16 protein-coding genes and 1 pseudogene are annotated in these 17,367 nt (G+C 62.3%); 9 read left to right on the top strand and 8 right to left on the bottom strand.

What is annotated here, in order from left to right; translation table 11 throughout:
* Positions 1-15 precede the first annotated feature (15 nt).
* From GH665_RS34685 to GH665_RS34675, 3 genes are read left to right on the top strand one after another with little or no spacing between them, the layout of a single operon-like run.
* Positions 16-852, top strand: a complete 837-nt coding sequence (locus GH665_RS34685) for a MetQ/NlpA family ABC transporter substrate-binding protein (RefSeq protein ID WP_153141579.1) — start codon at positions 16-18, stop codon at positions 850-852.
* Positions 849-1,835, top strand: a complete 987-nt coding sequence (locus GH665_RS34680; RefSeq protein WP_153141578.1) for a methionine ABC transporter ATP-binding protein — start codon at positions 849-851, stop codon at positions 1,833-1,835. The genes GH665_RS34685 and GH665_RS34680 overlap by 4 nt, the downstream gene beginning before the upstream one ends.
* A complete protein-coding gene (locus tag GH665_RS34675; RefSeq protein ID WP_153141577.1) occupies positions 1,832-2,500 on the top strand; it encodes a methionine ABC transporter permease in 669 nt (222 codons plus the stop codon). The genes GH665_RS34680 and GH665_RS34675 overlap by 4 nt, the downstream gene beginning before the upstream one ends.
* A gap of 153 nt (positions 2,501-2,653) precedes the next feature.
* Here the strand turns inward: GH665_RS34675 and GH665_RS34670 are convergent, their stop codons facing one another.
* Positions 2,654-3,244 carry a TetR/AcrR family transcriptional regulator gene (locus tag GH665_RS34670; protein WP_153141576.1) on the bottom strand — a complete coding sequence of 197 codons (591 nt, stop codon included), beginning with the start codon at positions 3,242-3,244 and terminating at the stop codon, positions 2,654-2,656.
* A 136-nt stretch (positions 3,245-3,380) separates the two neighbouring features.
* The gene (locus GH665_RS34665; protein WP_153141575.1) at positions 3,381-4,142 is read right to left on the bottom strand and encodes a CerR family C-terminal domain-containing protein; all 762 of its coding nucleotides are present in this window, start codon (positions 4,140-4,142) and stop codon (positions 3,381-3,383) included.
* A gap of 191 nt (positions 4,143-4,333) precedes the next feature.
* Between GH665_RS34665 and GH665_RS34660 the strand changes: the two genes are divergently transcribed.
* The 3 genes from GH665_RS34660 to GH665_RS34650 are packed head-to-tail and all read left to right on the top strand — an operon-like array spanning position 4,334 to position 8,551.
* Complete coding sequence (locus tag GH665_RS34660; protein WP_153141574.1) at positions 4,334-5,476, top strand: HlyD family secretion protein; 1,143 nt, start codon at positions 4,334-4,336, stop codon at positions 5,474-5,476.
* On the top strand, positions 5,454-7,064 hold the full coding sequence (locus GH665_RS34655; protein ID WP_153141573.1) for an MDR family MFS transporter: 1,611 nt from the start codon (positions 5,454-5,456) through the stop codon (positions 7,062-7,064). The genes GH665_RS34660 and GH665_RS34655 overlap by 23 nt, the downstream gene beginning before the upstream one ends.
* A 17-nt stretch (positions 7,065-7,081) precedes the next feature.
* Entirely contained in the window at positions 7,082-8,551 is a 1,470-nt protein-coding gene (locus GH665_RS34650; RefSeq protein ID WP_153142450.1) for an efflux transporter outer membrane subunit, read from the top strand.
* A 21-nt stretch (positions 8,552-8,572) separates the two neighbouring features.
* On the opposite strand, the gene GH665_RS34645 is transcribed toward GH665_RS34650, so the two are convergent.
* The 4 genes from GH665_RS34645 to GH665_RS34630 form a co-directional block, all read right to left on the bottom strand.
* Positions 8,573-10,297, bottom strand: a complete 1,725-nt coding sequence (locus tag GH665_RS34645) for a methyl-accepting chemotaxis protein (RefSeq protein WP_153142449.1) — start codon at positions 10,295-10,297, stop codon at positions 8,573-8,575.
* Between the two features lie 328 nt (positions 10,298-10,625).
* Complete coding sequence (bamE, locus tag GH665_RS34640; protein WP_153141572.1) at positions 10,626-11,012, bottom strand: outer membrane protein assembly factor BamE domain-containing protein; 387 nt, start codon at positions 11,010-11,012, stop codon at positions 10,626-10,628.
* A gap of 139 nt (positions 11,013-11,151) precedes the next feature.
* Positions 11,152-11,595, bottom strand: a complete 444-nt coding sequence (locus GH665_RS34635) for a DUF1269 domain-containing protein (protein ID WP_246216462.1) — start codon at positions 11,593-11,595, stop codon at positions 11,152-11,154.
* Positions 11,596-11,761: 166 nt separating this feature from the next.
* Positions 11,762-12,280: a YhbY family RNA-binding protein gene (locus GH665_RS34630; protein ID WP_153141570.1), complete on the bottom strand. Its 519-nt coding sequence runs from the start codon at positions 12,278-12,280 to the stop codon at positions 11,762-11,764.
* A gap of 793 nt (positions 12,281-13,073) precedes the next feature.
* Between GH665_RS34630 and GH665_RS34625 the strand changes: the two are divergent.
* Positions 13,074-14,114 (top strand): annotated as a pseudogene (locus GH665_RS34625) (S16 family serine protease); the annotation flags it as partial.
* 39 nt (positions 14,115-14,153) lie between these two features.
* On the opposite strand, the gene GH665_RS34620 reads toward GH665_RS34625, so the two are convergent.
* Positions 14,154-14,708, bottom strand: a complete 555-nt coding sequence (locus GH665_RS34620) for a phosphoglycerate mutase family protein (protein WP_153141569.1) — start codon at positions 14,706-14,708, stop codon at positions 14,154-14,156.
* A 70-nt stretch (positions 14,709-14,778) separates the two neighbouring features.
* Positions 14,779-15,750, bottom strand: coding sequence for a Dyp-type peroxidase (locus GH665_RS34615; protein WP_217361928.1), 972 nt, complete (start codon positions 15,748-15,750; stop codon positions 14,779-14,781).
* A gap of 36 nt (positions 15,751-15,786) precedes the next feature.
* Between GH665_RS34615 and GH665_RS34610 the strand changes: the two genes are divergently transcribed.
* Positions 15,787-16,791, top strand: coding sequence for a hypothetical protein (locus GH665_RS34610; protein WP_343038780.1), 1,005 nt, complete (start codon positions 15,787-15,789; stop codon positions 16,789-16,791).
* Positions 16,792-16,941: 150 nt separating this feature from the next.
* A complete protein-coding gene (locus GH665_RS34605; protein WP_153141568.1) occupies positions 16,942-17,283 on the top strand; it encodes a hypothetical protein in 342 nt (113 codons plus the stop codon).
* The last annotated feature ends 84 nt before the right edge of the window (positions 17,284-17,367 follow it).

The following is a 17,367-nucleotide window of genomic DNA, read 5'->3' as shown; positions in this document are numbered from 1 at the left end:
AGCGCCAGGACTTCCATGCTCCGTTCAGTGATGACCCGTCTCGTTCGTAGCGCGGCCTTTGCCGTGTTGGCCATCGCCTTTGCCGCCCATGTGAGCGCGGCCGATGCACCGCCGCTGCGGGTGGCCGCCGACGCGGTGCCGCATGCCGAAATCCTGGCCTACGTGCAGAAGATCGCACCCGATCTGAAGCTGAACGTGATCGAGGTGGCGAACGGCGTGAATCCGAACGAACTGCTCGCGCACGGCGACGTCGACGCGAACTATTTCCAGCACGTGCCGTATCTGCATTCGCAGGAGCAGGCGCTCGGCAAGAAGTTCGCGGTGGCCGCGACTGTGCATATCGAGCCGCTCGGCGTCTATTCGCATAAGCACAAGAGCTTCACCCAGGTGCCGGACGGCGGCTCGGTGGCGGTGCCGAACAACGTGACGAATCTGAGCCGCGCGCTCTTTCTGCTGCAGGCGCAAGGCCTGATCAAGCTGAAGCCGGGTATCTCCGGCAGCGAAGCGAGTCTCGCGACGCCGCGCGATATCGTTTCCAATCCGAAGCATCTGAAGATCATCGAGATCGAATCGCCGCAACTGCCGCGCTCGCTCGACGACGTCGATCTCGCGGTGATCAACGGCAACTACGCGCTGGAGGCGGGGCTCGTACCCGCCAAAGACGCGCTCGGCCTCGAAAAGGTGGAAGGCAATCCGTACGCGAACGTGGTTGTCACCACGCCGCAGCTGGCGAACGATCCGCGGATCAAGCGCCTCGCGGCCGTGCTCGACTCGCCGCAAGTCGCGAAATTTATCCTCGACCACTATCGTGGCTCGGTGATTCCGGTGCATCCGGCCGGGAGCGGCGCGTGATCCGCGTTGAGGATCTGCGCAAGGTCTATCGCTCGGGCAGCGGCGAGTTCACCGCGCTCGACGGCGTCTCGCTGGAGATCGCCGACGGCTCGATCTTCGGCATCGTCGGGCGCAGCGGCGCAGGCAAGAGCACGCTGATTCGCTGCCTGAATCTGCTGGAACGCCCCACCTCGGGACGCGTCTGGGTGGACGGCGCAGAACTGACGGCGCTCTCCGCTGCCGCGCTGCGGCAGCAGCGGCAACGCATCGGCATGATCTTTCAGCACTTCCATCTGCTGCATGCCCGCAATGTCGCCGACAACGTTGCGGTGCCGCTGGAGATCGTCGGCATGAAGCGCGCCGAACGTGCCCGGCGGGTCGCCGAACTGCTCGACCTGGTCGGGCTCGCCGATAAGGCGCATGCATTTCCTTCGCAGTTGTCCGGCGGCCAAAAGCAACGCGTCGGGATCGCGCGGGCACTGGCGGCGCAGCCGTCCTGCCTGCTGTGCGACGAAGCGACCAGCGCGCTCGATTCGGAAACCACCCAGCAGATTCTCGCGTTGCTGCGCGGTGTGAACGAGCGTCTCGGCGTGACGATCGTGCTGATTACGCACGAACTCGACGTCGTCAAGTCGATCTGCGATTCGGCAGCCCTGCTGGAAGCCGGCAGAGTGGTCGAGGCCGGGCCGCTGGCGGCTTTGCTGGGCAATCCCGCGTCGCGCCTCGGCAGGTCGTTGTTGCCCGCGTGTGCAGGGCTGTCGCAGGGGCATGACGCGGTTGCCGAGTTGACTTTCACCGATAGCGTCGAAGCTTCGCCCGTGCTCAGCACGCTGGCCCATCAGCATTCGATCGGCGTGACGCTGCTCGGCGGCGGCGTCGAAGCCATCGGCGGACAGCGTGTCGGCCGTTTGCGAGTCGGTTTTCAGGCGCCGGAAGGCGGTCTCGATTTCGGCGGCGTGCTGGCGTTTCTGAACGATCGCGGGGTGAGGGCGGAGCGCGTATGAATCTCGATGCATGGACCGACATCGTGCCGCTGGTGCTCAATGGCACCGCGCAAACGCTTTACATGGTCGCGCTGGCCGCGCTCGTTACTCTTGTGATCGGCTTGCCGCTCGGCGTGCTGCTGTTCGTCACGCGCAGCCACGGCGCGCTCGATGCGCCGCGCCTCGGGGCTGTGCTCGGTGCGATCGTCAACGTCGGCCGGTCGGTACCGTTCGTGGTGCTGCTGATCGCGCTGATTCCGCTGACACGGGCGATTGTCGGCACGACGCTGGGCAGTTCGGCAGCCGTGGTGCCGCTGTCGATCGGCGCGATCCCGTTCTTTGCACGCGTTGTGGAGGCGGCGCTCGACGAGATCGACCGTGGCCGAGTCGAGGCGGTGGTCGCAATGGGCGGCACCGCGCGCCACGTGATCCAGAAGGTGCTGCTGCCCGAAGCGTTTCCGTCGCTGCTGGCAGGGCTCACGCTGACCGTCGTGATGCTGATCGGTTTTTCGTCGATGGCGGGTGTGGTGGGCGGCGGCGGGCTCGGCGATCTGGCGATCCGCTACGGCTATCAACGTTTCAACAATCAGGTGATGGCCGCCACGGTGGTGGTGCTCGTCGTGCTGGTGCAGGCCGTGCAGATGACGGGCGACTGGCTGGTGCGCTCGCTGGCTCACCGGCGTTGACACGTTGGTGAGCCGGTTGCTTAAACGCTGGCTTGCCGCACGGGTAAACACATCTTCCAGACCGAACTTTTGTCTTGATATAAAAGGAGGTTTCTTACGACAACGCGAGCCTTGAGTCTACCTCCCGCGCGCGATCCAGGTGGGCGGCAACCCTTACGCCGCGCTCTGTTCAGACTTGGAAGAACCCTCGGACGTCCATCGATCTTCATCCAGCAGCAACTTGAAAAGCCGCTCCCGTTGCCGGTCTGAAACCGGGGATAGTCCGAGGAGTGTGGCGTACGCCAATCCTCGCGCCGCCATCAGCCGTACGAGCGCCATGTCGGGATCTTCGGCCTCGCTGCGTATCGCTTTTGTCCGCGCGACGTCGTCGTCGCGCACGTCGCTAAGCAGCGTGGGATCTTCCACGAGTGTGGCGAGAATCGCTCTCGCCACGGAGTGCGGCTGATTAATCGATTCCCGGGTTACGGCGATTTGACACGAAAGGGTGGGTTCACGAAGCGAGTCTCCCTTGGCGGCCAGGAAATCATTCGCGAACGACTTGAATTGATCCCGCTGATAAGCGAGTAGCGCCTTGAGGATATCGGCCTTGGTACGGAATTGATGGAGCAGGCCGCCTTTACTGATTCCGCTTTCGCGCGACAGCGCGTCGAAGGTAAGTCCACCCGGACCATCTCTCGTCAGGATGACGAATGCCGCCTTGATCGCGGTGTTTCGGGATCGCTCCGAGCGGCTAGGATTATCCATGTCTTCCTATGAGATGTGAGGGCCGTTGCGCGAACCGAAGTTCGGGCAACATCCACGCGACAAATCGCCGGATTCGTAAAATTCGCCCTTGCGTGACCTGACATTCTAGCAAGATCGTTATGCAGCCGTGACGGGATCACGGCTGCTTGCGCGGTTTTCCCTTACCCGTGCCTGGCGCGGCAGCGGCGCACCCCTCGTCACTTTCCCGGCTCCATTGTTCAAGCAGGATGCGCGTCTGGTCGCGGATGGTCGATTTGATCTGTTCCATCTTCTCTGCATCCATGCTTTTCCAGCCGAGCATCGACAGCGTGGAGCGTTGCGCGACGTGAAAAATAACCAGCTGCCCATGCAGGCTGAAGTTGCGGATCAGCGTGACCGGATCATCGGCGGCGCGCCCGGAAATTCGCGCCACGAGCGCGGCTGTTGCATTGGTGAGCGGCTGACGGATTCGGCTGGCCAGAATCTGCGTCGCGCTTTCGGGTTCCTGTCCGGCCTGCTCGCGCGCGAAGAAAAGCCGCCGGCCGCGATTGTCGCCTTTCGCGAAGACGCCGTCGGCCACCGCTCCCTGAATGCGGATGTAGGCCTCGATCAGCGCCGCGGTGCCGGCGTTTTCACGCAACGCTTCTTGCGCATCCGCGATGGCCGGGCCGAATGTCTTCCATGCATCGTCGGCGAGCGCTTCGACGCACGCGCGATACACCCCTTCCTTGTTCTCGAAGTAATACTGCAGCGCGGGTGCGTTGACACCGGCGCGGGCCGCGATATCGCGCGTCGACGCGCCCTCAAAACCGTGTTCACCGAACAGTTCGACCGCCGCCTCGATGATCCGCTGACGCGTTTCGTCGCCGCGCGCATAGCCGCCTTCCGGCGGACGGCGCAGCCTCTTTGCGGTGTTCATGCATTGCTCTCCGCGTTTCTTTTCACTACGCCCCAAAAGCATTCCCCTGGCGGGAGTGCCCCGAAGGAAGTCCTTGTGGGGAAGGGCGTCCGGACCAGATCCTCTGGGAGGATTTCTTCCGAAATATATCACTTGACACAATTGTACCAACTGGAATAATTTTGCCGGACAGAAATAATTGGACCAACAAGATGTCAACCACCGCAGGCTCTCCCTCCCGTCCGCTACCGGCTGAAGACACGCCGGTGTCAAATACCAGGCGTCCCAGCCGGCGAACGGTGCTGCTCGCGCTCGGCGTCGTCGCGCTGATTGTCGGGGCGGTCTGGTTCGCCCGCTGGTGGACGGTGGGGCGCTTTATCGAAACCACCGACGACGCCTATTTGCAGGCTGACAGCGTTACGGTCGCGCCCAAGATCGCCGGCTACGTCACCGAAGTTTACGTCGCGGACAACCAGGTCGTGAAGCCCGGCGACCCGCTGGTGCATCTCGACGCCCGCCAGTATCAGGTCGCGCTCGACCAGGCGCGGGCCACGATCGATGCGCGCAAGGCCGACATCGAACGCGCGCAGGCGGACATCAAGCAGCAGCAGTCCAATATCGCGCAGGCACAGGCGCAGCAGCAGGTGGCGCAAGTGAACGCCCACCATGCGAGCGACGAAGTGCGGCGCTACGCGCCGCTCGTCGCAACCGGCGCCGAAACGAGTGAACGGCTGGCGGAACTGACCAGCAGCCGTGATCAGGCAAACGCCACGCTCGCGGCGAACGCCGCGGCGGTTGCCGCCGCGCGCTCGCAAATCGGCTCGGCCACCGCGCAGCTCGCGCAGGCACGCGCACAACTTGAAGCTGCCGAGGCAAGCGCGCAGCAATCGCAACTCGATCTCGACAACACCGTGGTGCGCAGCGTGCTCGGCGGCAAGATCGGCGATCGCACCGTGCGGGTTGGTCAGTACGTGCAGCCCGGCACGCGGATGCTGACGGTCGTGCCGGTGCAGAGTACCTATCTGCTGGCCAATTTCAAGGAAACGCAGGTGGGCCGGATGCGTGTCGGCCAACCGGTGGAATTGCACGTCGACGCGTTGCCCGGTCATATGCTGCATGGCGTGATCGACAGTTTCTCGCCTGGCACAGGTTCGCAATTCGCGTTGCTGCCGCCGGAAAACGCCACCGGCAACTTCACGAAGATCGTGCAACGGGTGCCTGTGCGGATTCGCATCGACACGGGTGCGGAGACCCGTAGCGTGCTCTTGCCGGGACTCTCGGTAACCGTGGATGTCGACACGCGTTCCGCGCGCGATCGCGACGCGCGCATCGATGCCGAGAATCATCGTGGCTGAGCCGGGAACCGCCACGCCAGCCGCACCGCACGCTGAGGAGCGTGCCAGCGTCGGTGACTGGATCGCCGTCGCCGCAGGTGCGCTCGGCGCCTTGATGGCGACGCTCGACATTTCGATCACGAACTCCGCGCTGCCGCAGATTCAGGGCGAAATCGGCGCTACCGGCACCGAAGGCACCTGGATTTCAACCGGCTATCTGATGTCGGAAATCGTGATGATTCCGCTTGCGGCATGGCTCACGCGCGTGTTCGGCTTGCGCAATTTCCTGCTGGCGAATTCCGCGCTGTTCATCGCGTTTTCAATGATGTGCGGCTGGTCGCACACGTTACCCATGATGATCGCCGGCCGCATCGGCCAGGGCTTCACCGGCGGTGCGCTGATTCCAACGGCGCAGACCATCATCCGTACGCGCCTGCCGCTATCGCAGTTGCCGGTCGGCATGACCATGTTCGGCCTGATCGTGCTGCTCGGGCCGCTGCTCGGGCCGGTGGTCGGCGGCTGGCTCGCGGAGAACATCAGCTGGAGCTGGTGCTTCTTCATGAATCTGCCGATCTGTCTGGCGCTGATGACCCTGCTGATCGTCGGTCTGCCGTCGGACCGGCCGCACTGGGAGGCGTTTCTCAAGGCGGACTGGCTCGGCATCGTCGGCCTCGCGATCGGCCTGAGTTCGCTGACGGTCGTGCTCGAGGAAGGTCAGCGCGAGCGCTGGTTCGAATCCTCGATGATCGTCGCGCTCACCTGCTTGTCGGTCTTCGGCATGCTCCTGATCGCCGCTTCGCAAATGACCGCGAAGAAGCCGATCGTGCGCCTGAGCCTGATGCGCAACCCGAACTACGCGAGCGTGATTGTGATTGTGTCCGCGGTCGGCGCGGCGCTTTATGGCGTGTCCTATCTGGTGCCGCAATTTCTCGGCGTGGTGGCGGGCTACAACGCGGAACAGTCCGGCGCGATCATGCTGCTTTCCGGGCTGCCCGCGTTCATGATCATGCCGATCCTGCCGCGGTTGCTTGGCAAAGTCGATTTCCGCGTGCTGGTGATCACCGGGCTGGTGCTGTACGCGATCAGTTGCATGATCGACATTAGCCTGACGGCGCAGAGCGTCGGGCACGATTTCGTCTGGTCGCAACTGATACGCGGCACCGCCCAGATGCTCGCGATGATGCCGCTCAATCAGGCGTCGATGGCGGCCGTGTCGCGCGAAGATTCCGGCGACGCCGCCGGTCTATACAACATGGCGCGCAACCTCGGCGGGTCGATCGGCCTTGCGATCATCGGTACCGTGATCGACCGGCGCACTACGTTCCATACCGCGATGATCCGCGAGTCCGTCAGCGCCAATTCGCTGATCGGCCAGGAGAGTCTGGCGGGGAGCGCGGCGAACTGGTTCGCCCACACGGGGGACATGGCGTACTCGCAGATGCGCGCGCTTGGGCAACTCGGGGTGCAAATCCAGCAGCAGGCCATCGTGATGACCTATTCGGAAACCTTCTATCTGCTCGGCATCGCGCTGCTCGCCTGTATTCCGCTTGCGCTGCTTCTGAAAACGCCGCGCCGCAATGCGCCGCCGCCTTCGTCCGCCGGACACTAATGTCTTCTTATCCCGCCATGATGTTCATTCGCCCCTCGTGTTTCGCACTGGCCGCCGCCGCGCTTCTGTCCGCCTTGTCGGCTTGCACGGTCGGCCCGGATTATCACGGCGCGCCCGTGGTTGCACAGGACGCCCGCAACAGCGCGACCTTTGTGCGTACACCGGCCTCCGGCATGGCCGCGACGCCTGCACCGAATCAGTGGTGGCTCGCGTTCAACGACCCGCAGTTGAACGATCTGATTGCCGCCGCCTTTGCGCACAGTCCCGACGTGCATATCGCACAGGCGCGGCTGCGGGAATCGCGTTCGCAGTTGCAGGTGCAGCGTGCGAACGAGTTGCCGAAGGTGTCGGGCACGCTCGCCGCGGTGCGCATGCGCGAACCCGATCTGAGTTCGCTCAGTTCGGGGAGCTCCTCAGGCGGCAGTGGCTCGTCGACGGGGCGCGGTCCGCTGCAGCTCTACACCGCGGGATTTGACGCAACGTGGGAAATCGACCTGTTTGGCGGCACACGGCGCGCAATCGAAGCGGCGTCGGCGGATGCGCAAGCGGTCGACGCCGATCTTGCGGACACCCAGGTATCGCTCGCAGCCGAAGTTGCGCAGACCTACGTGGAACTGCGCGATCAGCAGACGCGGCTTGAACTCGCGCGGCGTCAGGCGGAAACCGAACAGAAGATGTTGACGCTCACGCAGCAGCGGCGCGAACGCGGCACGGCGGCGGACATCGATGTCGAACGCCTGACCACGCAGGTCGAGAATACGCGTGCGACGTTGATTCCACTCGATGCGCAGCTAACCGATTCGCTCGACCGCCTGGCCGTGCTGACCGGCCGTGAACCGGGCGCGCTGGACGCACAGCTTGCCGCCGCACGGCCGCTGCCGGTGTTGCCGGAGACGGTCGCCGTCGGCGATCCGTCGGTGATGCTGCAACAGCGCCCCGACATTCGTGCGGCGGAGCGGCGTCTTGCATCGAGCAATGCGCAGATCGGCGAACACATTGCCGACTTTTTCCCGAAAGTGACGTTGCTCGGCGATATCGGCTTCAGTGCGGGCGATCCGGGCCACCTCGTGCGCAAGAACAATTTCAGTTGGATCGGCGCTCCCTATTTGCAATGGAATGCACTCGATTTCGGGCGCACGCTGGGTAACGTGCACGCGGCCGAAGCATCGCGTGACGAAGCCGAGGCCCGTTATACGAAAGCGGTGCTCGGCGCGTTGCAGGACGCGAATTCATCGCTCTCGCGCTATGGGCATCAGCGCGAGCACGTCGTCACGTTGCAAAAGGTGGAGGCATCCGCAACTCACTCGGCCACGCTGATGCGGCAGCGCTATTCCGCGGGCGTCGCCACATTGATCGATCTGCTTGATACGCAGCGCACGGAATTCACCGCGCAGCAGAATGTTGTCGCGGGGCAGGCCGAGTTGCTGAAGGACTTTGTGTCGCTACAGAAAAGCCTCGGGTTAGGCTGGCAGGCGCAGCAAGGTTAGTGCGCCGCCGCCGTTTTTCGATCAGAAAGTTTCCCAGTCCGCTTTCGCCGTATCGGCTGCGAGTGCGGGGGGTCTGTCAGTCATGGTGGTTGGAGCAAGCTTGGGCCGGGTGGGTTCGACGCGACGCGTGGTAGCAATCGCGGAAGCAGGCAAGCGCGGTTTGCTCTGCGCAATCGCCGTGCGTGCCGGGGATTGCGCCGTGTCGGCGAGCCTGAACACGGAAACGGCGTCCTTCAGTCTGGTCGCCTGCTCTTCAAGCGACTGCGCGGCTGCTGCTGCCTCTTCGACCAGGGCCGCATTCTGCTGGGTCACTTCGTCCATCTGACCCACGGCCTGATTCACCTGCTCGATGCCACGGCTTTGCTCTTCAGAGGCCGCGGCAATCTCGCCGACGATGTCGGAAACCTGTTTGATGGCCTGCTTGACCTGCCCCATGGTGGCGCTGACTTCGGTGGCCTGTTTCGCGCCGTCCTGAATCATGGTCACGGACGAGCTGATCAACTCCTTGATTTCCTTGGCTGCGGCCGCCGAGCGCTGGGCCAGGCTTCGCACCTCGCTGGCCACCACGGCAAAACCGCGCCCCTGTTCGCCGGCCCGTGCGGCTTCAACGGCTGCGTTCAGCGCAAGGATGTTCGTCTGGAAAGCAATGCCTTCGATCACGCCGGTGATTTCGGAAATCTTGCTCGAACTGCTGCTGATCTGACCGATGGTCCCGACCATGACCTGAACCGAGTCGTTTCCTGAATCGGCCATGCCCGTTGCATTGGTCGCCAGTGCGTTCGCCTGGCGGGCATTGTCGGCGTTCTGCTTCACCGTTTCGGTCAACTGCGTCATGCTGGCCGCGGTTTCTTCAAGCGACGCCGCCTGTTCCTCGGTGCGGGCAGACAGATCCAGGTTGCCGCTGGCGATTTCGCGCGATGCGACCGTCACGGACTCGGTCGACGTTTTGATTCCGCGAACCGTATCGGCGAGCTTGCTGTCCATTCTCCCCAGTGCTTCGAGAAGCTGACCGAACTCGCCCCGCGAATCGACGAAGATCCGATTTTCAAGCTTGCCGTCTGCGATGTGGTTCGCCAGATCTACCGCCTTGTTGAGCGGCTGCGAGATCGCCCGCAGCAGGTAAGCGGACACGCCGGCAGCAATCACAATGCCGGCGACGAGCAGGGCGATGCTGATCCAGAAGGTGGTCCTGAACGTCGCGTCGCTGTCGACAACGAACTGCTGGGCCTGAGCCAGGTTCAGCGCCGCGTCTTCACTGAGCGCCGCTGCCAGGGTATCGCCGCTCATCCCTATTTTTTCGATCAAAGGAGCGGCTGCGTCGTAGCTGCCGGAACCGAGGGCAAGCATTGCCTGGTCGCTCGTTGCGAGCGTCTCCTGCAGGGCGCTCCTGGCCCTCTCCGCAATTTCGCGCTCCTTATTACTGGAAATACCGTTGGGATAATAGTGGTTCCACGCTTTGTTGATACGCTCTACGTCACGGTGAATTTTTTCAATCCCTTCGCTCGTTTTTCCCTGATCGCGATACACCTGAATTCGTCTCAACTGAAGGCGAATATCCGAGCTGGCCTGACGTACCTCCGACAAATCGGCAATCGGGACCGTATTGCCGGAGTATCCGTTGGCCACGTTCGCATTGAGGGAGGAGAGCTTCAGTGTTCCAAACAGGCCGATCGCAGCCATGAGTATCACGCACACACCAAACGCGAGAATGATTTTGAACCTGATTGTTTGTAAGAAATTATCCATCTCGCGCCAGTTGCAAAGTTGTGCAGGGATTGGGCTGGGTGAGGCCCAGAAGGGGAGTGCCGATATCGCTGGCAGCACATGCGTATACGGCAAGGCGCTTCGATTTCTTCAGTAAAACCGTATGCGGATGTCCTGAAGATGACGTAAGGATGCGTTTGGGGTGTAAATGAAAGGAAGTTGGGGATTGGATGTAAGGATCTGATGGAGCGAGCGCCATGTCCTGGCGTGCGCGTTCTCGCCGATAGCGTGAGTGCGCCTCGGTACTTCGGCGAGTGTGATCCTCAGTCCTTCAGGGCGGGGAACAGGTGAACTTCCCGCACCCGTGTACTTACGGTTGTCGGGGCGTCTGCGGAGCGAAGCCCGAGGAAACGGTATTCGAGGCATGCAGTATGCCGTCCGGTCCGAACTCGAAGCTGATCGTGGAGGTAGGCGCGGCATTGTTGCCGCCCACTGTTGGATTCATGTTCGATAGAAACATCGCCGAGAGCGGCCGTGCTTCGGTGGACGCATACACGAGGAACGTCGATCCATTTTGCAGCATGGTCGTTGACGATGGCGTGCCCAGTCTGGCAAGCACTTGCTGCTCCGTCGTCACTCCGGGTCTAAAGTCCGATACGTCTTCGGGTTTAATCTGCTGCGCCACGGTCGACGTGCAGCCGGCCAGAAAACACGCGTATACGATCGACAGACTCATCATGGTTCGCAAGCCGCTCATGCCACCTCTCCTTCATCGAGTACCTGGGTCATTTTCGTCAATCCGGAATGGATGCGATCATAACAGGCCGCGTGGACGGTTTTATGTCCGATGCGTCAATCCAGAACCCTATCAGGCCGGTGCACTGCGCTTGCCCGGCTCACGTACCAAGTGGCTTGCGGTAGACGATTCCGTGATGAGCGGCAACGACTTTGTCGAGCGCTTCAGGCGTCGCTTCGCGAACCTCGAGAATGATTGCAAAAGATCCCGGCGCGAAGTCGCCGCCGACGGAGTCGACGAATTCATGATCCAGTATGTCGACGAGTGCAACGCCGGCTAAGCCGGTACTCGCCCCGATCGTGAAACCGAGCAGGGCGCCGGACGGTCCACCGAGCATGCCAATCAGGCCGCCCGTTATGGCACCGATTACAACGCCCCAGAATGGCTGTGTCTTCGTGCCGAGCAGGCTTACTTTTCCGGCCAGGTCTTTTTGAACCATCACGCCGCTCCCGATCTTGAAGTTCGCGTCTTCTCCCTCGAGGGTCCGGAAATCCGCGGCAGCTTTTTCCGCATCGGTCACGTTGCTGAAAACCGCGACGATCAATTGTTGGGTCATCGTAAAGTACCTCTCATGAAAAAATTCATGCGTTACAGGTTGCCTTTCGGATGAAGTGCACTGGCGTCACGCATGAATACTGCTCCAAAGGAAGTACCGGTGCAATGCGCACGAGACCGCGTTGCAAATGCTTCGCGGGCCATCGGCGTGTGGATTACTTATGGCCCTGACTCTGGCGCTTCGCGCTCGTCTGGCGTTTCTTCGCACGTTTGACGTTGCCGCCCGCGGTCACGCGCTCGTTACCGCGGACCACCAGTTTCCGACGCTTCGAACGACGTATCGCCGGTGCATTGGGCGAGCGTTTGACGACCTTGACGACGCGCGGCGCAGCACCTTTCCTCGCCATGCCGGTATCCGTGCGGACGCCATGCACGCCATGCATGGCATCGGACTCGCTCGCTTCAGGTTTCCAGATCACGAGCAGCTTGCCGATATGCTGGATTGGGGCGGCATCGAGACTGTCGCAAATCTGCTCGCAGATTGCATCGCGTGCGCCGTGGTCGTCGTCCGACACGCGGATCTTGATCAGATTGTGCGCTGCGAGGTGGTCGTCGATTTCGGCGAGCACAGCATCAGTCAGCCCTTCGGCGCCGATCAGGACGACAGGCTTGAGCGCCTGCGCCTGGGTGCGCAGCGCGGCGCGCTCGGCGGGAGTCAGAGAAAAGGCGGGCATCGGGACGATGAAACGAGTATGGCCACACCAGAGAGAGCTAGCTGTTTGACATTCTCGCCGCGATTAGCCGCTCGCATCAATAGGCGTTGAGAGCGATAGTAACTATCGGGCGAATTGATAAGCACATCGACATTTCGGTCTCTATCGCACACGTTCATCCTGACTATAATCAACTGGTCCAACATCGACTTCTGGACCCGCTGGCCTGAGGCGCGCGGACGGCGTAGCTGTCATCTCCGAATTCACGTCTGATCACCAACCTCCACTCTCTTGAGGACATGTCATGTCTACGTTGATCGCGATTACCTACCAGGACCTGGCGGTTGCAGAAGACGCATTGAAGGAGTTGCTGAAGCTGGTCGAGGCACTGTCCAAAGCCCAAACCACAACGAATGGATAGCATGGCTCGGACACGCAGCGGGTGCTGTCACGTGCGGTGTTACCGGCCCGGGCGCGCGACGCGCAATCCCGGCACGGCGCCTCGCGTTCGCTGCATTCGTCTGTGCTGACTTGACACGCGTGCGAGCTTGGCCTTTGATAAATGGACAGCCAGCGTTGGGCTGACAGAACAGGCAGGGAGCCAGCCGTGACCTTCACCCGCCATACCATGATGTGGGAAACCGCCGTCGACGCACTCGAGCGCGCCGAGCGCATGCATCGCCAGTTCTTCCGTTTAGCGGGGCAGCATGCGCGGGCGCCGGTATGGGAGCCGCCCATCGAGGTGTTCGAGCAGGACGGCCGGCTGGCGATCGTGGTCGCATTACCGGGCGTGCCGCCCGATAGCTTGAGCCTGGACCTCGAAGGCGCGATGCTCGAGGTTCTGGACCCCGAGCAGAACGCCACCTTCCGGGACAACTACCTGGGTGTGCCGTTCGACCTCTCCGCTGTCGTGTTCGTTGCCACGGCCAATCAGCTCGAAGGTATTCCCGGGCCGTTGAGGGACCGCCTCGAGATTCTCGATTTACCCGGCTATACCGAGGCTGAGAAGTTTCAGATCGCCCGGCGCTTCCTGGTTCCACGCGAGTTGGAGGCGTGCGGGCTGACCACCGCACAATGCGAACTGAGCGACGAGGCGTTGCGCGCCATCATCCGCGACTACACGCGCGAAGCAGGCGTGCGCAGCCTGGAGCGGCAGATCGGCTCGGTATTCCGCTCTGTTGCATTGCGCGTTGCCGAAGGACCCGGCCACGCATGAACGGATCGAGCCCGATCGTTTGTCGTCGATATTGGGGCATCACCGCTTTGAGCGCGAGATGGCGATGCGCACCAGTTTGCCCGGCGTGGTGACCGGCCTGGCATGGACACCCGTTGGCGGCGAACTGCTTTTCATCGAAGCCAGCAGCACGCCCGGCGGGGGCCGGCTGGTGCTGACCGGCCAGTTGGGCGACGTGATGAAGGAAAGTGCCCAGGCCGCGCTGACCCTGGTCAAGTCGCAATGCGAGGCGCTGCATATCGACTGTACGGGCTTCGACAAGCGCGACATTCATGTCCACGTGCCGGCCGGCGCGGTCCCGAAAGACGGCCCCAGTGCCGGGGTGGCCATATTCAGTGCGATCGCATCGCTGTTGATGGGCCGAGCCGTGCGCAGCGACTGCGCGGTGACGGGCGAGATCAGTCTGCGTGGTGTCGTTCTGCCGGTGGGCGGTATCAAGGAAAAGGTGCTGGCCGCGTTGCGCGCCGGTATCGGTACGGTACTGCTGCCCGCGCGTAATGCCCGGATCTCGAGGACATCCCCGTCGATGCACGAAGCCAGTTGCGCTTTGTGCTGCTGGAAACCGTGAGCGATGCACTGAGCGAGTTAATCGGGAGCAAACCTTCGGGTATCGCGGACTGACGAGCCACCACGGCTACGTATTCGCTCATACCGGCAGGGCTACCTGATCGGCTCGGCGCGATCGCCCGCGAGCAGCAATTGTGGACGTTGCGAGAATGACCATCGGCCCTCGGCGCGATCGAGTATCCAAACCATGTCGAAGCGCTCATCCGGCCATGCAGCAGGAACCGTGGGCGCGCCGGGCACGTGTCCGATTAGCGGCGGCAGTACTTTGTGTTCCCACGCGATCAGCACGATGCCGCGTTGAGTCAGTACGTCCGTCATGAGCGCTGCCCCGTCTTCCTTCAGGTACGCCGTGATGTAGTTCACCTGCGATGTTTGCCGCAGCAGCGCAACGAGAGGCGTGACGGTCTGCATCGAGCGCTTGCTCTTGCTGGCAGGACCGTTTCCCGCGGCGAATACGGTGGCCGGCGTGAGACGCTCGGAACGCGCCTCGTCGATCGGACAGAAGAATCGCGCCAACGCACCGGCACGCTGCCAGCCGCGAACCGCGAGGCTTTCTTCGTCGGCCTTGCCGTCCGCTTCGATCCCGAGACCCGCGCTGGCGTCGGGCTTCTCCGCATGCCGGATAAACATGATTCGATCAGGTGCCATGTTGCCTCCGTGACGTTGTTGGCGCGCGTTCTCTCAGTACAACAAATAGTCTCTGGACGTGCACACCCCGTCAATCGGCCAGGTCGCTCAGAAACTTGCGGGCCGGTGCGAAGAACGTCACGCCGGCGACGGCCTTCGAGAAGTCCAGGATCCGGTCGTGCAGCGGCGGAGGGTTGCCGATGAACATCCGTTCCAGCATCTTCTCGATCACCCAGAGATGACGTGAATAGCCGATAAAGTAGGTGCCGTACTCGCCGCGGCCGGGGACCGCGAACGGCATGTTGTCGCGCAGGATGTCGTGCTCGCCCTCGGCGTCTTCGATCGTGCAAAGTGTCTTGTGCGACTTCTGGCCTTCTGTTGCGTCCGGCAACTCGACGTTGTCGAACTTGGTGCGCCCGATGATCGCCTCCTGAGCCTCCACGGTCTGCGCGCGCCAGGCTGACAGGTCGTGCAGATACTTCTGGATCACGACATAGCTGCCGCCGGTGTAGGCCGGATCTTCGTCGCCCACGATCGTCGCGGCGGGCAGGCTGAGACCGTCGGGATTCGCGGTGCCGTCGATAAACTCGAGCAGGTCGCGTCCGTCGAAGTAGCGAAAGCCGGCTACGTCGTCGACAGCGGTGACGGAGTCGCCGAAGGCCTCGAGCAGAATCTTCTCGAACTCGATGATCAGGTCCGTGGAGTCGGCACGGATGTGGTACAGCAGATCGCCCGCTGTCGCCACCGCCGTGTGCGTGGCGCCCCGCACTTCCCGGAACGGCCCGAGCTCGCTGGGCGCGGGCTTCCCGGTGAGGGCCCCCCACACGCGATGCGAGATCCCGACGTTGCAGGTGAACACTGCCTGATTGGCCCGGATCCTGACGTTCTTGACGAGGTCGTCGATGCTGGCCACCACGGAGCGGACGGTGGCGATCGACGCGGCATCGTCCTTGACGACGAGGACCAGGAACGCGGCGGCCGCCGACAGGGGCGCATCGATGTACTGCGGCTCGGTATCGAGTGCGTGCTGGGCGGCAGAGATCTGCGAAGATATCGGGCTCACGGGTGACTCCTGTGGCTAGATGGGTGGGAGCGTTACATGGCGTATTGCCTGGCAAGCAAAACGCCTTTGTATGCTTACACGAATCGTGGCACGATGGTTTCCTGGCCTGATGTGATTCTGGGCGATCCGCAGCGATACGGGTATATCGCTCATGCGTCGAAACTTGCCATGCAACGCAGGCGTTTTGTATTGGCTGCACTGAGTGCAGCAGGTGTGGCGCTTCGCGCGCAGTCGGCTCCCGCAGACCGCTTCGATATCGTTTACCCACATTACCAGCCCGACGATCGGGCGCGTGCGGCGTTCCCACTGGCCGTGCTCGACCTCGCCATGAAAGCGGCCGGCGTCGAGTACGTGGCGCGGCAGGCCGATGTCCTGATGGAACGGGGGCGTGCGTTGGCGGAACTGGCAGGCCATGGCAATGCCATCAATCTGCTTTGGACCAGCATGGACGTAGAAGCGGAACGCGGCTTGCCCGTGGTACGGATTCCGATCAATCGCGGCCTGATCGGGTACAGGGTATTCATCATACGAAAAGATCGCCAGGTGGATTTCGACAGGGTGCAGAGCTTGTCGGATCTGAGAACTTTGACGGGTGGTCAGGGGCTTGGCTGGGTCGATACGGAAATCATGAGAGCCGCGCGCTTAAACATAGAGACGGTTCCCTATGAGACGGTGTTCGACATGATTCAGGGTGGCCGGCTCGACTACTTTCCGCGCGGCCTCGTTGAAGCCTTCGCGGAACTGGACGAGCCGCGGCACCGGGAGCGGAACCTGGTTGTCGAGAAGCGCCTGCTTCTGAAATACCGGTCGGACCTTATCTTCTATGTCTCCGCGGAGCATGAAAGCCTGGCCCGGACCATCAATAGAGGGCTGGTGAAGGCCTATCTCGACGGGTCGTATATGAGGCTGTTCAACGCCCACCCCTACATTCAGGACGCGCTGGCCCGCGCCGATCTCGCGAATCGCAAGGTGTTCGTTCTCGACAATCCATACCTTTCCGAAGGGGATCGCCAGATTCCGGACCGGTACTGGATGGGTTGATGCTCGCATGGGTGCGTCCGGTGCCGGCATTCAGGATTTCCTGACGGTATATTCAGCAGAGCGGAAGTGGATTTTTCCGGGCTTCCTGACTGCGTGGTGCCACCGGCCTCCCTACGATGATTTATCGTCGTCTTTATCAGCGGGCTTTTGATGAGCGGTCATTCAGAAAACCACGAACGCGTGTTTGAACGCCTGAACGCCGCGTGTCAGCACCTGTTCGAGTCGTGGTGCGAAAGCAGAAGTGTCGTTCCGCTCGGCTACCTGTTGCACAGCTGGCCGTTGCCGGATAAGGGGCACGCCTCCGTGAAACGGTTGGCGGACGGCTTGCGCGAACTCGGCAGGTCGGATCCCGATGCGCTTGGCGGCCGCATCTGGCCGGTCCTCTGCGAGCTGGTTTCATGTATCGATGAGATCGTGCTGTATCCCCGGATCTATTTGCAGAAGGCGGTAGCCGATGCGCCGCCGGTGGTGCGGGTCCTGTACGGGATATAAACGCTCTTCTTCGGAGGAGTCAGCGCGCGTTTCATTCCGCGTGAGCGCTGCTAAAGCCCGGGGGAAAACCCCGAACGGGCTAAC

Source organism: Paraburkholderia agricolaris (assembly GCF_009455635.1).
Taxonomy (GTDB): Bacteria; Pseudomonadota; Gammaproteobacteria; order Burkholderiales; family Burkholderiaceae; genus Paraburkholderia; species Paraburkholderia agricolaris.
The sequence above is the reverse complement of the archived record's forward strand: the minus strand, read 5'-3'. Positions and strand labels throughout refer to the sequence as shown.